Origin of the sequence: Pseudocitrobacter cyperus (assembly GCF_039889165.1) — a bacterium.
GTDB classification, from domain to species: Bacteria; Pseudomonadota; Gammaproteobacteria; order Enterobacterales; family Enterobacteriaceae; genus Pseudocitrobacter; species Pseudocitrobacter cyperus.
Window position 1 is genome coordinate 1 of record NZ_JAYMYY010000008.1, and the last position, 15,492, is coordinate 15,492.

Annotated in this window: 8 protein-coding genes; all 8 read left to right on the top strand. The window is 49.8% G+C overall.

Features of this window, described 5'->3' with window-relative positions; all coding sequences use genetic code 11:
• Window positions 1–375: 375 nt before the first annotated feature.
• The 8 genes from VSR74_RS19850 (at window position 376) to VSR74_RS19885 (ending at window position 15,453) form a co-directional block, all read left to right on the top strand.
• Window positions 376–3,048 carry a glycosyltransferase family 2 protein gene (locus VSR74_RS19850; protein ID WP_347796288.1) on the top strand — a complete coding sequence of 891 codons (2,673 nt, stop codon included), beginning with the start codon at window positions 376–378 and terminating at the stop codon, window positions 3,046–3,048.
• A 24-nt stretch (window positions 3,049–3,072) separates the two neighbouring features.
• On the top strand, window positions 3,073–3,774 hold the full coding sequence (gene lapG / locus VSR74_RS19855; protein WP_347796289.1) for a cysteine protease LapG: 702 nt from the start codon (window positions 3,073–3,075) through the stop codon (window positions 3,772–3,774).
• Between the two features lie 9 nt (window positions 3,775–3,783).
• A complete protein-coding gene (gene lapD / locus VSR74_RS19860) occupies window positions 3,784–5,727 on the top strand; it encodes a cyclic di-GMP receptor LapD (protein WP_347796290.1) in 1,944 nt (647 codons plus the stop codon).
• 17 nt (window positions 5,728–5,744) lie between these two features.
• Window positions 5,745–6,086 carry a tryptophan synthase subunit beta gene (locus VSR74_RS19865; RefSeq protein WP_347796291.1) on the top strand — a complete coding sequence of 114 codons (342 nt, stop codon included), beginning with the start codon at window positions 5,745–5,747 and terminating at the stop codon, window positions 6,084–6,086.
• A 710-nt stretch (window positions 6,087–6,796) separates the two neighbouring features.
• Window positions 6,797–10,264 (top strand): retention module-containing protein, encoded by a 3,468-nt coding sequence (locus VSR74_RS19870; RefSeq protein ID WP_347796292.1) that lies wholly within the window; start codon window positions 6,797–6,799, stop codon window positions 10,262–10,264.
• A 195-nt stretch (window positions 10,265–10,459) separates the two neighbouring features.
• The gene (locus VSR74_RS19875; RefSeq protein ID WP_347796293.1) at window positions 10,460–11,812 is read left to right on the top strand and encodes a TolC family outer membrane protein; all 1,353 of its coding nucleotides are present in this window, start codon (window positions 10,460–10,462) and stop codon (window positions 11,810–11,812) included.
• 100 nt (window positions 11,813–11,912) lie between these two features.
• On the top strand, window positions 11,913–14,102 hold the full coding sequence (locus tag VSR74_RS19880; RefSeq protein ID WP_347796294.1) for a type I secretion system permease/ATPase: 2,190 nt from the start codon (window positions 11,913–11,915) through the stop codon (window positions 14,100–14,102).
• Window positions 14,089–15,453 (top strand): HlyD family type I secretion periplasmic adaptor subunit, encoded by a 1,365-nt coding sequence (locus VSR74_RS19885; RefSeq protein WP_347796295.1) that lies wholly within the window; start codon window positions 14,089–14,091, stop codon window positions 15,451–15,453. Before VSR74_RS19880 ends, VSR74_RS19885 begins: the two co-directional genes overlap by 14 nt.
• Window positions 15,454–15,492 lie beyond the last annotated feature (39 nt).

Below are 15,492 nucleotides of genomic sequence, written 5' to 3' on the forward strand. Positions count from 1 at the left end.
CTTGCCCACAGAGTTATCCACAAAAATCATCGATAAATATCAGAAGTGGTAAGGAAGCCACGCGCTGAACGCACTTCGCCCTCCTACTTTGATGCTAAAAATGGCTTACTGGCATCAACGAGCCATTTCTTCTCTTCTATATAGATAGAAGAAGGAACAGATGTAAAACCGAAACAGACGAACATCGCCCCCTTCCTCACCGACGTCGTGTCGCAGACTTCAGATCACAACGGCGCGTAAAAGGGGAAGCCTGTTCTCATAGTGCTTCTTAGAGAGTCAATATTCGTAAGAAAAATAGCATTCCGGGATGAATCGTGAGAGATTAATGTCTTCCTGGATGGAAAATCAGTAAACAATGATATGAGGGAGATTATCATGCCGCACGCGGAGTCAGCCGACTTTACTCAAGACACAATTAAAAGAGAAACGACGCAGCAACCTGTCATTTCGATTATCATTCCTGTTTATAATCGAGAAAAGGCTATTCATCATTGTTTAAATAAACTGAAGCATTGCCACTACGACAAACGTAATATAGAACTCATCCTGATTGATGACTGCTCAACAGATAATAGTTATCATGTTCTTCAACGCTTCATCTCTGATTTCCCTAATATTATTATTCTAAGAAGAAGGGTAAATTCAGGGGGGGCGTCGCGGCCACGAAACAATGGGCTGCAGGTTGCAAGCGGGAAATGGGTACTATTTATTGACTCTGATGATTATATCACCCCACATGCACTTACCGATGCACTGGCCCTCGCCCAGTCAGATCCCCATATCGATATGGTATGCATGCCCTATTTTAGAGCAGAAGGAAGCAGCAGAGCGATTAGCCGTTCAGCCTTCCACTATCAGGACAATGTGAGCGGCCTCACCTTCACACAAACGAAACTCTACCGCTCGTTAACCGTTTTTGGCAAACTCCTCAGAACCGATTTAATCAGAAAACATAGCATTAACTTTCCTGATAATATCCCTGTTCGGGAAGATAACTGGTTTATGATGAAGATGTATTGCATCGTCAGCAACATCGCCATCCTCGGAAACCGAAAGCAATATTATTTTATTAACGAAGCGGATAATATCTCTCTGGCGGCAAAAGGTACCAGTCCTGCTAATGCAGTAGAAATCTATCTTTCTGCCTATGATTTCATACATTCACAACATCACCTGAGCCAAACAGAACAGCATGATATTCTGGCCCTCTATTTAAATCGTTTTACCAATATGATTCAGCGCGGTAAACATGCCCCTCGTCTTTTTTATAGTAAAACGAAAGACACGCTTCTGGATTTAATTGATAACCCATTTCTTTCCCAGGCCGCCAGAGACTTCATCTTTACCCTCTTTGCCGGGCAATATGATGCTGAAACACCTCATCACACGGCACTGGCGCATTTAATTACCCTGGCCCGCCCCGAGCTAAATCGACTTCATCTCTCTCCTCAGCCGACACCATTTCCGGAATACGTTTTGTTTTTCAGTATCTGTAATGGACTGGAGCGAGCCTCCACCCTTTGCGTTCAGGGTCAGACTCTGGATAAGGCCTGGCTTAAAGGCATTCTGGCGCTGCGGGAGTGGCAGGAAACACAAACTCGTGAGCCAATTTGGTTACGTGTGGATGCTGTCGACAAAATCGAAACGCTGAACTGGGAAACACTGCAAGAGAAGCTCAGTAGAACAAAGCGTAATTATTTCCGTTTTGGTTTAAGTTTCGATTATCGCTTCCAGTACGCAATTCTTGAACACGAACTCCTTGCAAACGCGATGTTGTACCAGCAGACAGAAGGTGTTGCGGCTCCCAATCCTATCAATCTTGCGAACTACTCACGTAAAAAATTCGCTCGGGAACTCGGGTGGCCCACGCGGCCAGAACAACTATTGTGGCGATTCACCACTCGTAGCCTGTTTACGGATGGAAAGCAGGTTTACCCTATCGAAGCCTCCGGTAAGCGTGCAGGCTACCGCCAGCTCTCCCGCTGGCAGGATGAGCTCGATCCCATGATTTTTTCAGCCGCGGATTATCTACGACGCCAGGCGCAAGAATCGGGCCGTTATCACTATGGCTGGTTTCCCTGCTTTGATAAGCCGATTAAAGGCTACAACACCGTTCGGCACGCGGGTTCAACCTATGCGCTACTCGAGGGATGGGAAGTAACGCAGGATCCGGGGCAATTCACCGTTATCGAACGTGCGCTGGCCTACTTATCAACAGCGTTGATTCAGACCCGGCGCCTCCCTGACGGCAGCGAAGCCGATTTCCTGATCGATACCGGAGAAGAAATTAAACTTGGCGGTAACGCTGTCAGTATCCTCGCTTTTGCTAAATACACCGAAATTTCAGGCGACCAACGTTATTTGCCGCAAATGCAACGGCTGGCGAATGGCATCAGTTTTATGCAAATCGAGGAGACGGGTGGATTTAATCATGTCTATCACGCAGGAGATCTTTCGCTAAAAGCGCAACACCGCACAATTTACTACGATGGAGAAGCAACTTTTGCGCTGATGCGTCTTTATGGGCTAACAAAAGAAGCACGCTGGTTAGATATTGTCGAGCGGGCAATAGAGCACTTTATTGCACATAAGCACTGGCGGGCACACGATCACTGGATGGGCTACGGCGTAAACGAGCTGACCCTTTATCGCCCACAAGAACGCTACTATAAATTTGGCCTGGACAACGTTCGCGATCATCTTGATTTCGTTATTAATCGGGTAACGACATACCCTACCCTGCTCGAACTCATGATGGCGGCTTCACGTATGATAACCAGGCTTGCCGACTCAGAGTTTCGGTATTTACTGGATGACTTCGACACAGCGAAATTTGAGGTTGCGCTGGAGGCTCGTGCGCGTTATCTGACAAATGGTTTTTTCTGGCCAGAACTGGCTATGTTTTTCAAAAAACCAGATCGCATTGAGGGCAGCTTTTTTATTCGTCACCATCGGGTACATGTCAGAATTGACGATATCGGCCACTATCTTTCAGGCTATGTTGCTTATCGCAAATACTGGCGGGAACAGCATGACTTCACGGCATAAACCTTTACGGTAAACCACGCAAAGATGAATGGGCTTGTAGCAAAAGTCGCGCAAATTACTTTCCGGTCACGGTGGTTATGCTGTGTTCTGGTGTTACTGCTCATCACCACACCAGGGTTAATAGCCGGTTGGGATTTCGACACCATTAACCTTCGAACCCAGCGCCTTTATGGGCCGGCTACGCCAGCGACACAACGAAATATTAATGACTGGGCAGGGTTGATAAAAAACCCTCCTCAGGGCGATATCAAAGATAAGTTGAATCGCGTAAATCAGTTTTTTAACAACCGGGTACGTTTTCGCGATGACATTGTCGTCTGGAAGCAACAGGATTACTGGGCAACGCCAATAGAACTTTTACGTAAAGGGGCGGGGGATTGTGAAGACTACGCGCTGGCGAAATATTTCACATTGCGTGAGATGGGCGTACCCGCCAGCCAGTTACGAATCACTTACGTCAAGGCATTACAGTTGAATCAAGCACATATGGTTGTAGCCTGGTATGCCACCCCCAATGCTGTTCCATTAATTCTGGATAATTTAAAGACCGCTATTCTTCCGGCAACTCAGCGTAACGACCTGCTTCCGGTTTACTCCTTTAACGGGCAAGGTCTATGGGTTCCACAAGCCGGAAAAAATAAGCGCGTTGGCGATAGTAAAAAACTTTCTCGTTGGCAGGATCTTCTCACCAAAATGCGTGCAGAAGGATTTGTAATTAATGAATAGGAAGTAGCCATGTCTCTTTATAAACAGCTACTCATTGGTATTTGTCTGTTCACGCTGATCATCTTCTGCGGCAGCTTTTATGTGACGCTTGAAAGCTCTCGTGAACAGTATCACAACCAGTTGAGTGCCCACGCGCAGGACAGCGCAACAGCACTGGGCCTGTCGCTGACGGCAAACATTGATGATCCGGTCATGACGGAGTTGATGGTTAACTCCATCTTCGACAGCGGTTATTTCTATCGTATCCGGGTTATTGACATTAATACTGGCAAGCCGCTGATAGAGCGACAAAATATGCCACAAGGCGCCAGTGTTCCCGCCTGGTTTGTGCGACTGGTCAGGCTCAATCCCGGTCAGGGCGAGGCCACAGTAATGAGAGGATGGACGCAAGCGGCGCGCGTTGAAGTCATAAGCCATCCCATGTTCGCGTTGAACCGTCTCTGGGATAGTCTGATCGCCAGCTTTATGCTACTCAGCGCCTGTAGCGTAATCTGCGTTTTTGGCGCGATGTTAATGCTGCGCCGAAGCCTGCGCCCACTAAACTATATCGTTGAGCAGGCCATGGCCATTAGCCGTCGGGAATTTCTTAACCTCCCTGCCCGCCCCAGAACACCGGAACTGCGTCGCGTGGTCGAAGCGACGAATATGATGGTAACCCAGCTTAAGGCTCTGTTTAGCGAACAAGCCTCGCGCACTGAAAAGCTTCGTCAGGAAGCTTACAACGATAGCCTGACAGGGCTACACAACCGTCGCGCCTTTGATATTCAACTGCAATCTCGCCTTAGCGATGAAGAACATCCCGCAGGTCATCTGATTCTGCTGCGTGTGCAGGATCTCATCGGGCTAAATCAGCGGCTTGGCGGAGCGAAAACCGATCGGCTATTAATCGCTGTCGCTGACATTCTTAACCAGCTTCAACGACGCTTTTTCCATAATGAAGGTTTTCTTGCGCGCGTTCGCGGCGGTGAATTTGCCATTATCGCCCCGACGATCCTTCCTCAGGAAATGGAAAACCTGGTTGCCACCCTCAGTACCCAACTGAAAGCCTTACACGAGACCGGCATGAGCGATGTAACGCCTGTCGCACACTTTTCTCAGTTAGCATTTAGCGTTGGGGATACCGCGTCAGCAGTACTGTTGCAGGCAGATCAGGCTTTAGCCATGGCGGAAACGGAAATGAGTTTCTTTGCCGATATACAGGCAACACAAGAGACAGAAAACGACGATGACCACCATCGCTGGCACACCCGACTTGAAACGGTGCTGCACAACAACGCGTTTGAACTCTTCTCTCAGCCCGTTTATCAATGCAACAATAAGAATATTATTCTCCATCAGAAGATCCTCGCTCGCATTAAAACAGAAGAGGGAGAGCTCATTCCGGCAGGTCGGTTTATGCCATGGATCCATCGCCTGGCATTAAGCCGTCGTATGGATATCGTCATGTTAAAACAGACGCTGAAAGCCATGGAAAATAGTACTCAGCCATTTGCGCTCAGCATCAGCGGAGAAAGTGTCGCTGATGAAACCAGTATGAATAACCTGCTTCAGCCGCTAAAAAATGCCCGCCATCTCTCTGGCCGACTCACGCTCGAGCTGGACGAAAATGAACTTCCCGACCCGGAACAGGTTAACCTGCTGGTACAGAAACTCAATGCGCTGGGATGTCGCCTGGGTATTCAGCACTTTGGCGGACGTTTTCATCTGATTGGCAACCTGCCTCAATGGGGGCTGGCGTGGATCAAAGTCGACGGCGGATATATTCGTCATATTGATCAAGAAGAAGATAAAAAGCTGTTTATCGAAGCCATTTACTGGGCGACCCGCCAGATCAATCTCCCTCTGATTGCAGAGCGTGTTGAAACAGAAGGAGAACTGGCCGTACTGGAACAAATTGGTTTGTATGGTGCGATGGGGCGTTATTTTAGCGACGCCAGCACACTCACTAAATAACTGTCAGGAGAGTTACCATGCATTTTATCGAGCGGGATAACGACGGACGAATTATTCGTGTTGAGTCCTCTTCATTCCCGGCGTCAACCGAGCAATATGAACACACAACCCCCGAAATTGCGGAATGGTTAAAGGTTAACACACTGCGGGCGGCTACCTTACAGCAGCTTCAGCAAAGCGATCTCGATATGGTTCGCGTACTGGAAGATCTTATTGAGGTTCTCATGAGCAAGGGGATTATCAGTATTACAGACCTCCCTCCAGCAGCACAAAGCAAACTGCTTAACCGCGCTCAGGCTCGCCAGAGATTAAGCGGGCTGGAAGGATTAATTCAGGACGAAGATGAAGGTCTGATTTGATGTAAACAAAAGAGGGCAGCCGCTCTCATGACGGAACCATATCAGGATTCATAATCCCTCATATCGGTATTTCATCCGATAATACCGATATGACGATTCACTATTAGCATTATTTATTATATAAAAAATCAATTTATTAAAGAAGATTGATATATTAAGCATGATGCATGGCACGACAGGAAAAAGAGTGAGGCATACGACATGGAAGTATAATGACTTAGCTACCTGCTATAACAATCATAATAAAAACTAATCATTATCATTAAATGATATATACTATCAATGAATACCCCCTTCCCTTTCTATATCAATCTTACGAGATATAAAACCCATACATTCAATCACATGCACATCTAACCCTGGACACCACCACTAATCCAATATTTAATTTCAAACCATCACGACCAGGCAATACATAACTCTTTATGCCAGATAAAACACAATAGATTTCTTTACAAATCAATTTTAAAAAAACAACATTTAAATCAAAGAAACGACATATTCAGCGTATTATTTTATTACTCTATACAGCATTCATTCACCAGATGTCTTCGTCATAGCATCTGGCACTATTAGAACTAATACATTCGAGTGAATGCACCATCTTTTCCGCTTATTTAACAGAATTTAATTATGTTGATATAGCGATTCAGGAAACTCACCGCCATGAACAAATGGAAACGTTCACGTAATATTAAGAGGAATGTATTATGAGCGATGTAGTCGGAACAATAAAGGCCATAATTGGACAAGCTTTCGCTATTTCACCTGACGGAAGCAGACGTTTACTGGTGGAAGGGGATAAGATCTTTGCCGGTGAACAAATCGAAACCAGCGCCACCGGAGCGGTATCCGTCACTCTGGCTGATGGCAAAACGCTCGATCTCGGTCGCGATAGCCACTGGAACAGTGCAGGCATAACGCCGACTACCTCCTCTGAAACAACCGCAACAGACATCGCCGCTATCCAGCAGGCGATTGCCGATGGTCAGGATCCGACTCAAATACTCGAAGCTACGGCTGCAGGCCCACAACCGGTCACCGAGACCGGAGCTCCAGGAACTGGGGGAGCCCATACGCATGTCGTTCTTGATCTTACCGGTGAAATGCTTGATCCCACTGCCGGCTACCCTACCGACGGACTGGTCTTTCCTGATACAGAAATTGAAGAAGAACTGACAATCCTGGATACGGACACCGATACCGACACGGATACAGATACCGACACCGATACAGATACAGATACCGATACGGATACCGACACGGATACAGATACCGACACGGATACTGATACCGATACCGATACAGATACAGATACAGATACAGATACAGATACAGATACAGATACAGATACAGATACCGATACCGATACCGACACGGATACTGATACGGATACGGATACGGATACGGATACGGATACGGATACGGATACCGACACCGACACCGACACCGACACCGACACCGACACCGACACCGACACCGACACCGACACAGACACAGACACAGACACAGATACAGATACAGATACCGATACCGATACAGATACAGATACAGATACAGATACAGATACAGATACCGACACGGATACTGATACGGATACCGACACCGATACAGATACCGACACGGATACCGACACGGATACCGACACGGATACTGATACGGATACCGATACGGACACCGATACGGATACGGATACGGATACTGATACTGATACTGATACGGATACCGACACCGATACGGATACCGACACCGATACGGATACCGACACCGATACCGATACCGATACCGACACCGATACCGACACGGACACCGATACGGACACAGACACGGACACCGATACGGATACCGACACCGACACCGATACCGATACGGATACCGACACCGATACCGATACCGATACGGACACCGATACCGATACCGATACCGATACCGATACCGACACGGACACGGACACGGACACGGATACCGACACCGATACGGACACCGATACCGATACGGATACCGACACCGATACGGACACAGACACGGACACCGATACCGATACGGACACGGACACGGACACCGATACGGATACCGACACCGACACCGATACGGATACGGATACGGATACCGATACTGATACTGATACCGATACGGACACAGACACGGACACCGATACGGACACGGACACCGATACCGATACCGATACCGATACCGATACCGATACCGATACCGATACTGACACCGATACGGATACCGATACGGACACGGATACCGATACGGACACGGATACCGACACGGATACTGATACTGACACCGACACGGATACCGACACCGACACCGACACCGATACGGATACGGATACGGATACGGATACCGATACTGATACTGATACGGATACGGATACCGATACGGACACAGACACGGACACCGATACGGATACCGACACAGACACGGACACCGATACCGATACGGATACCGATACGGATACCGACACAGATACGGACACGGATACCGATACGGATACCGACACGGACACCGATACCGATACGGACACGGATACGGACACCGACACGGATACCGACACGGATACCGACACGGATACCGACACGGATACGGATACGGATACGGATACCGACACAGATACGGATACGGATACCGACACAGATACGGACACGGATACCGATACGGATACCGACACGGATACCGATACCGACACAGACACAGACACAGACACAGACACAGACACCGATGAAGACGACTATCGCTTAACCGTAAACGTTAAACCAGGCACCCCGCAGGAGAATCCGGGCGAACCGACTGACGAGAAAGTGCTTGAAGTGAATGGCGGCAGTAAAGATCCGAGTGGATTGGGCTTCGACGTTGTTGATGGAAAAATCGTCGCCATTGGCGACAACGTGCGCGTCTGGATAGCCGAAGGCGATACTCCCCCCGCGTGCAAAGATCCCGGCAAACAAATCGTTATTTACGATAAAAGCAACGCCAGCTCTGATAAAGCAGGAGAAAACTACAGCGATATCTTTGTTCTGGACGTCAATAACAGCGGTAATGTGGCAAAAGTCCAGGGCAATAAGACTACCAGTGGAGAGGGCTATAAGGACTACATCTTCCTGGTCGGCGCCGGTGAAGATTACCGCATTGATGCGACCGACCCAAATAACGGGTACATAAACGAGCTCACGGCGATTTCCGTTTATGGCAAAGAGTCCGACAAGTTAATTCTGGGGAGCCCGGCATCGAACCATATTGAAGGCATCATTTATGGCGATGGCCTCTCTGAACATCCAGGCGAAACGACAGCCACATGGACGCTAAAATTCACGCTTGATATTCAGCTTGAGAGCACCGATGACGCTGAAACTCTCACGCAAGTGACCCTGGCCGGGCTTCCTGAAAATGCAACCTTCGATGGAGCAGGGCTGGCAAATGTAACCTATCAGGATGGTGTCTATACGCTGACTTTCGTCGAAGGCACAACAGGTTACACCGGAAAAATGACCGTCACCGTACCTGATGGGCAGCAGGATCTGGGCGACGTCACCATGAATGTTGAAACGACCGCCGATGGCGATCACCAAAGCGAATTTGTCTTCGACGGTGATGAGGGTATGGCTTACGACAGCGATGCTGATAGCGATACCCCCATGACGCAACTCGCTGATATCACCGATTCGCTGGATGTGGAAACAGAGTGGCAGGCAGAGGAAAACGACGATGACACGCTGGCAAATCAGCCAGATGCAGACTCGCAGCTTGATAACGAGGAAAACCTGCTCGTCGACACAGAACAACTGCCCCTTGAGTCAGTGGTTTACGAAACCGCGAAGGCTGTCGCTCAGGAAGACGATTCACTGAAAACGCTACTGGGTGACCAGGGCGAACCAGAAACGAGTGACACAGAATCTAATCCGATAGAGGCAAACCAGCAGTCATCTCCTGCTGAGCACACCGTGCTGAACCAGGAGGAACCTCTGGACTTTAACGACCTGATAAACAGCGACGGGAACAATAATCTCAGCGACCTCATCCAGACACCAGAACAGATGAACGTTGCAGAGAACAGTCAGGTTCAACATGTGCCGGCTGAAGGGGGAGGCTCAGAAGATAGCGATGTTTGGGCTGCCGCTGATGAATCACAAGTCGAGCATCTGATTGCGAAGCCTGAAGCTGAATCCTGATAATCATCTTAACCGCGCGCCCGTCAGGGCGCGCATTAAACGTCATTTGATTATCGACAGAGCAAATATAAAAAAAAGGTTATCCATCGACCAAACCGCGTTTGACAACGATTGATATCGAATTTGTTACACAGCACTACCTCTGGTGGCCGGTTTCACCAGCAAGGGAACAGAATTTAAGGAAAGGATCTCATCATGAATAAATCAATTCGCGTTTTAACAAGCCTCTCACTGCCGCTGCTGTTCGCGCAAAACATTAGCGCAGCGACACTGGAACAAGCGGTAAAAGACAGCTTATTGTGGCACCCACAAGTGAGCGCCTCGGTAAACAGCCGTTACTCCGCAGACCAGGATTTACGCGCGGCAAAAGGCGGCTATCTTCCTACCCTGGACGTCACTGCCGGGACGGGCTGGGAACAAACGGATAATGCGACGACTCGTGCAGCCAACGACCATCGCCGTAATCTGCATCGCAGTGAGTCCAGCATTAATTTGAGTCAAAACCTGTTTAACGGCTTCGCGACAACCAGTGAAGTCGCCAGGCAACAAGCAACAGTAAACTCACGCGCGCATGCGGTGATGAACACCAGCGAAGTCACCGCCCTGAATGCTATCCAGACCTACCTGGATGTTTTGATGCGCCAGAGAATGGTGCAGTTGGCAGAAGATAATCTCAGAAACCATGAACGCGTTTTTGATCAAATTCGCCTGCGAACAGAACAGGGTGTTGGCCGGACAGCGGACTTCGAACAGGCGCAGGCTCGTCTCGCTCAGGCGCAAAATAATCTGCTGACTGAACAGACTAACCTGCAGGATGCACAAGCGAATTACTACAGCGTCGTGGGGAAAGAGGCAACGGATCTTTCGCTACCCGTCGCAACGACAGTGCCGGCGACCCAGGCGGAAGCGCGCAAACAAATGCTGGAAAACAGCCCGCTGCTGAAACAAGCCGATGCAGATGTAGAAGCCACCCGTCAACAGTATGAAGCCGCAAAATCCCGTTTCTATCCGAGCGTGGACGTCGATGTGGGTCGTCGCATGGATAACAATGTCGACGGAACGCGCGGCCATGACCAGGAGTGGCAGGCCATGGTCAGAATGCGTTACAACTTATTCAATGGCGGCAGCGACAAAGCCCAACTCTCTTCCTATGCATACAAAATGCAGGAAGCACAGGATGTAAAACGTAATGCTCTTCGCCAACTGGATGAAGAACTGCGCCTTTCCTGGAATGCCAGAGAAAATGCCAAACAGCAGGTGCCTATCGCCAAAGATTACGCTGAACGCAGTGCCACCGTTCGCACCGCGTACCAGGAGCAGTTCAGCATCGGCGAACGTAGCTTGCTCGACATGCTGGATAGTGAAAATGAAGTCTTCACCGCCCAGCGCCGCTATGTCGAGATGCAGTTTGTGGAAATGTTCACGGCCTACCGTATCAATGCGCGAATTGGCGATTTGCTAAAACAACTCAAAATCCAGGCGCCCTCAGCGGCACAGCCGGAAGAAGAACAGCAAACCGCGCATGTTAATCTGCCTGAATTGAAATAATTAATACTGGGCTCACGGGCTATTTCATCGCTTCTGATGGATTAGCCCTTCGTTTCTTTGTGCCTGAGCGAATTTTCGCTGGAATTTGAGGGGTCTTATTATGGCCACATCTACATATTCGATTGATCCTGTGCTCCCCGCCGATGCTGAAAACGCACTCAGACAGGACCCACGTCAAAGCCATGACGATCCCCTTCTCGATTCGCTGATGATTGTATGTAAACTGCATAATGTCATCACCAGTCGTAATGTATTAACTGCGGGGCTTCCTCTACGGGCAAGCCAACTCACTCTGAGTGTATTCCCCCGTGCCGCGAAGCGTGCAGGGCTAAAAGCCCGCGTAATGCATCGCGATCTGGACAAAATTTCCACCCTTTCACTGCCCGCCATCCTGTTATTAAAAAATGAACAGGCTGCCGTATTGATTGGCTGGGATGAGAAGCAACGCGCCCGTCTGCTGCCTACGGAAACGGAAGGCGGTGAAATCGTACTGGAAGCCGATAAACTGGCAGAAAACTATAGCGGGAAGGTCATTTTCCTGCAGCCAGAACATGAGTTTGATAGTCAGCCAACCGCCGCAATACCCAAAACCCAAAACTGGTTTAAAGACACGCTTAAACTGTCGAAATATCTCTATCTCGACTCCATCGTTGCCAGTTTTATTATCAACATCATCGCGATCGCCACCCCGTTATTCGTCATGAACGTCTACGATCGCGTGGTGCCAAACCACGCCACCGCCACGCTGTGGGTGCTGGCCATCGGCATCTCAGTCGCTTTCATTTTTGATTTAATACTGAAGATATTACGAGGAATTTGTCTCGATCTTGCGGGGAAAAAAACGGATCTTATCGTATCCGCGGCTCTGTTTGAGCGTCTACTGGGAATGAAAATGAAGCAACGCCCCGCACGCGTGGGCGGCTTTACGCAGAACTTCCAGGAGTATCAATCGGTTCGCGATTTCCTTTCCTCACTGACGCTAACAGCCCTCATCGACCTTCCGTTCACCCTGCTCATTTTACTGGTTATTGCCATTATTGGCGGGCCGCTGGCGTTTGTTCCCTTACTTTGTTACCCCATCGCCTTACTGGTTAACATTCTGATTCAGAAACCTTTATTGTCTGAGGTACAAAAAACATACCGCCTGTCAACCGAGCGGCAGGCAATGCTGGTGGAGACCGTTACCGGGCTTGATGCCATCAAGGTGAACAATGCCCAAAGCGAACGCCAGTACCAGTGGGAGCAAGTTATCAGCCAGCTCAGCAAGCTGGAGCTCAGAGTCAAATCGCTCTCCTACATCGCCGTTAATTTTACCGTCTGGATACAGCAGTTCGGCGGCGTTGTGCTGATTGTCGCTGGCGTTTACAGCATTATCGCCGGCAATCTCAGTATGGGCGGGTTAATTGCCTGCTACCTGCTTAACCGCCGTGCGATGATGCCGATTGGCCAACTTTGTGGCCTGATCACGCGCTACCAGCGCGCACGGATGACCAAAGCCACCATCGACCGAATGATGGATCTTGAACAGGAAGTGGAAGACGGCGAAGTGCCGTTAAAACGCGAAACCCTCACTGGCTCTATTGAGTTCCGCGATGTGGTTTTTCGTTATCCTCAAAATCAGTATGTGTCTCTTAACGGCATCTCGCTAAAAATCGAGCCCGGTGAAAAAGTAGGCATCATTGGGCGGAGCGGCTCGGGGAAAAGTTCACTCGCAAAACTGCTTGTCGGCTTTTATCAACCAGAAGGCGGCACTATCCTGGTGGATGGTATCGACTCTCGCCAGCTCGATATCAACGATGTTCGTCATAACGTCGGCTATGCGCCTCAGGATATCCATCTGTTTAGCGGAACGCTGCGTGACAACCTGCTCAGCGGAGCTGGCTACGTTGATGAAGACACCATGATCCGTGCAGCCACCATTGCTGGCGTTCATGAGTTCGCCCGTCGCCACCCCTCTGGCTACAACATGCAGGTTGGTGAGCGAGGAATGAACCTGTCCGGAGGGCAGCGTCAGGCTGTCGCCCTGGCCCGATCGTTGTTGCTCGATCCCCCGATCCTGCTGATGGATGAGCCCACCAGCTCAATGGACAACACCAGCGAAGATTTGATTAAAAAAGCGCTCGCCCCGATCGTGAGCAACAAAACGCTGTTGCTGGTCACGCACCGGGCATCGCTGTTATCGCTGGTTGATCGCTTAATTATCCTCGATAACGGCAAAATCATTGCCGACGGGCCGAAAGAGAGCGTCATGAATGCACTAAGGAAGGGGCAAATCCATGCAAACCGCTAACCTGCTCAATCGCCTGACAAAATGGCTCTTTGGTGACAAAAACCACGCGACGCTCACCGCAAACGAAGTCAACAAAGCGCTGCTTGATGACTCACCGCGCGTGGTACGTATAACCCTGTGGGCAATTCTCGCCTTCTTTATTGTGATGATTGTCTGGGCATCCCTTGCCAATATTGACGAAGTCACGCGCGGCGACGGCCGGGCAATTCCGTCATCCCGCCTGCAAAAAGTACAGAACCTCGAAGGCGGCATCGTCTCCGAAGTGTTTGTGCATGAAGGTGAAGTCGTTAAGGCCGGTGCACCTCTGCTGCGACTGGATGACACCCGTTTCCGCTCTAATGCCGGTGAATCTGAAGCGGATCGCCTGGCGCTGGAGGCTCGCGTCCAGCGCCTCACCGCTCAGCTTGCCGACCAGGAAACGCTCTCGCTCTCTTCAGAAATCATCGAGAAATCGCCGGATATCGCCAGCGGCGAGATGGCGCTTTTTACCAGCGTCAAACAGCGTATTCAGAGTGAAATCGGTGGGATGAACGAACAACTGGTGCAGAAAAAGCAGGAGTTACTGGACTACCAGGCGAAAGCGGGACAGTACCGCCGAAGCCTGGGGCTGCTGCAACAGGAGATCAGCATGTCTGAACCGCTGGTGGCCAAAGGGGCAATTTCGCGCGTAGAAGTATTACGTTTGCGCCGCTCTGAAGTTGACACCCGTGGTCAACTGGAATCCGTCACGCTGGGCATCCCGCGGGCAGAGGCAGCCATTAAAGAGATAGAAAACAAGATCGGCGAAACACGAGACCGCTACCGAGGCGAAGCACTTTCTCAACTCAATGAAGCCCGCACCGAGCTCAGCAAAATCGCGGCCTCCGGCAAAGCCATTGAAGACCGGGTGAACCGCACGCTGGTGACTTCCCCGGTGCGCGGTATTGTGCAACAGTTGATGGTCAATACCATCGGCGGCGTCATTCAGCCGGGTAGCGATCTGGTGGAGATCGTCCCGCTGGATGACACCCTGCTGATTGAAACCAAAATTCGCCCGCAGGATATCGCCTTTCTTCATCCCGGCCAGGAAGCAATGGTGAAATTCACGGCTTATGATTACACCATCTACGGAGGGTTGAAGGCGAAACTGGAACAGATAAGTCCGGATACGGTGACGGATAAAGAGGGTAAAAGTTTCTATATCGTGCGCCTGCGTACCGACAAGAATCACCTGGGTAGTGACGAAAAACCGTTATTAATCATACCAGGCATGGTCGCATCGGTAGATATTATTACCGGCAGAAAAACAATTCTCGCCTACCTGCTAAAACCTATTCTGCGCGCCAAAGCGGAAGCCTTCCGCGAGCGTTAACGCGCCCAAACGCCGCCTGCAACCGCAGGTGGCGTTTTA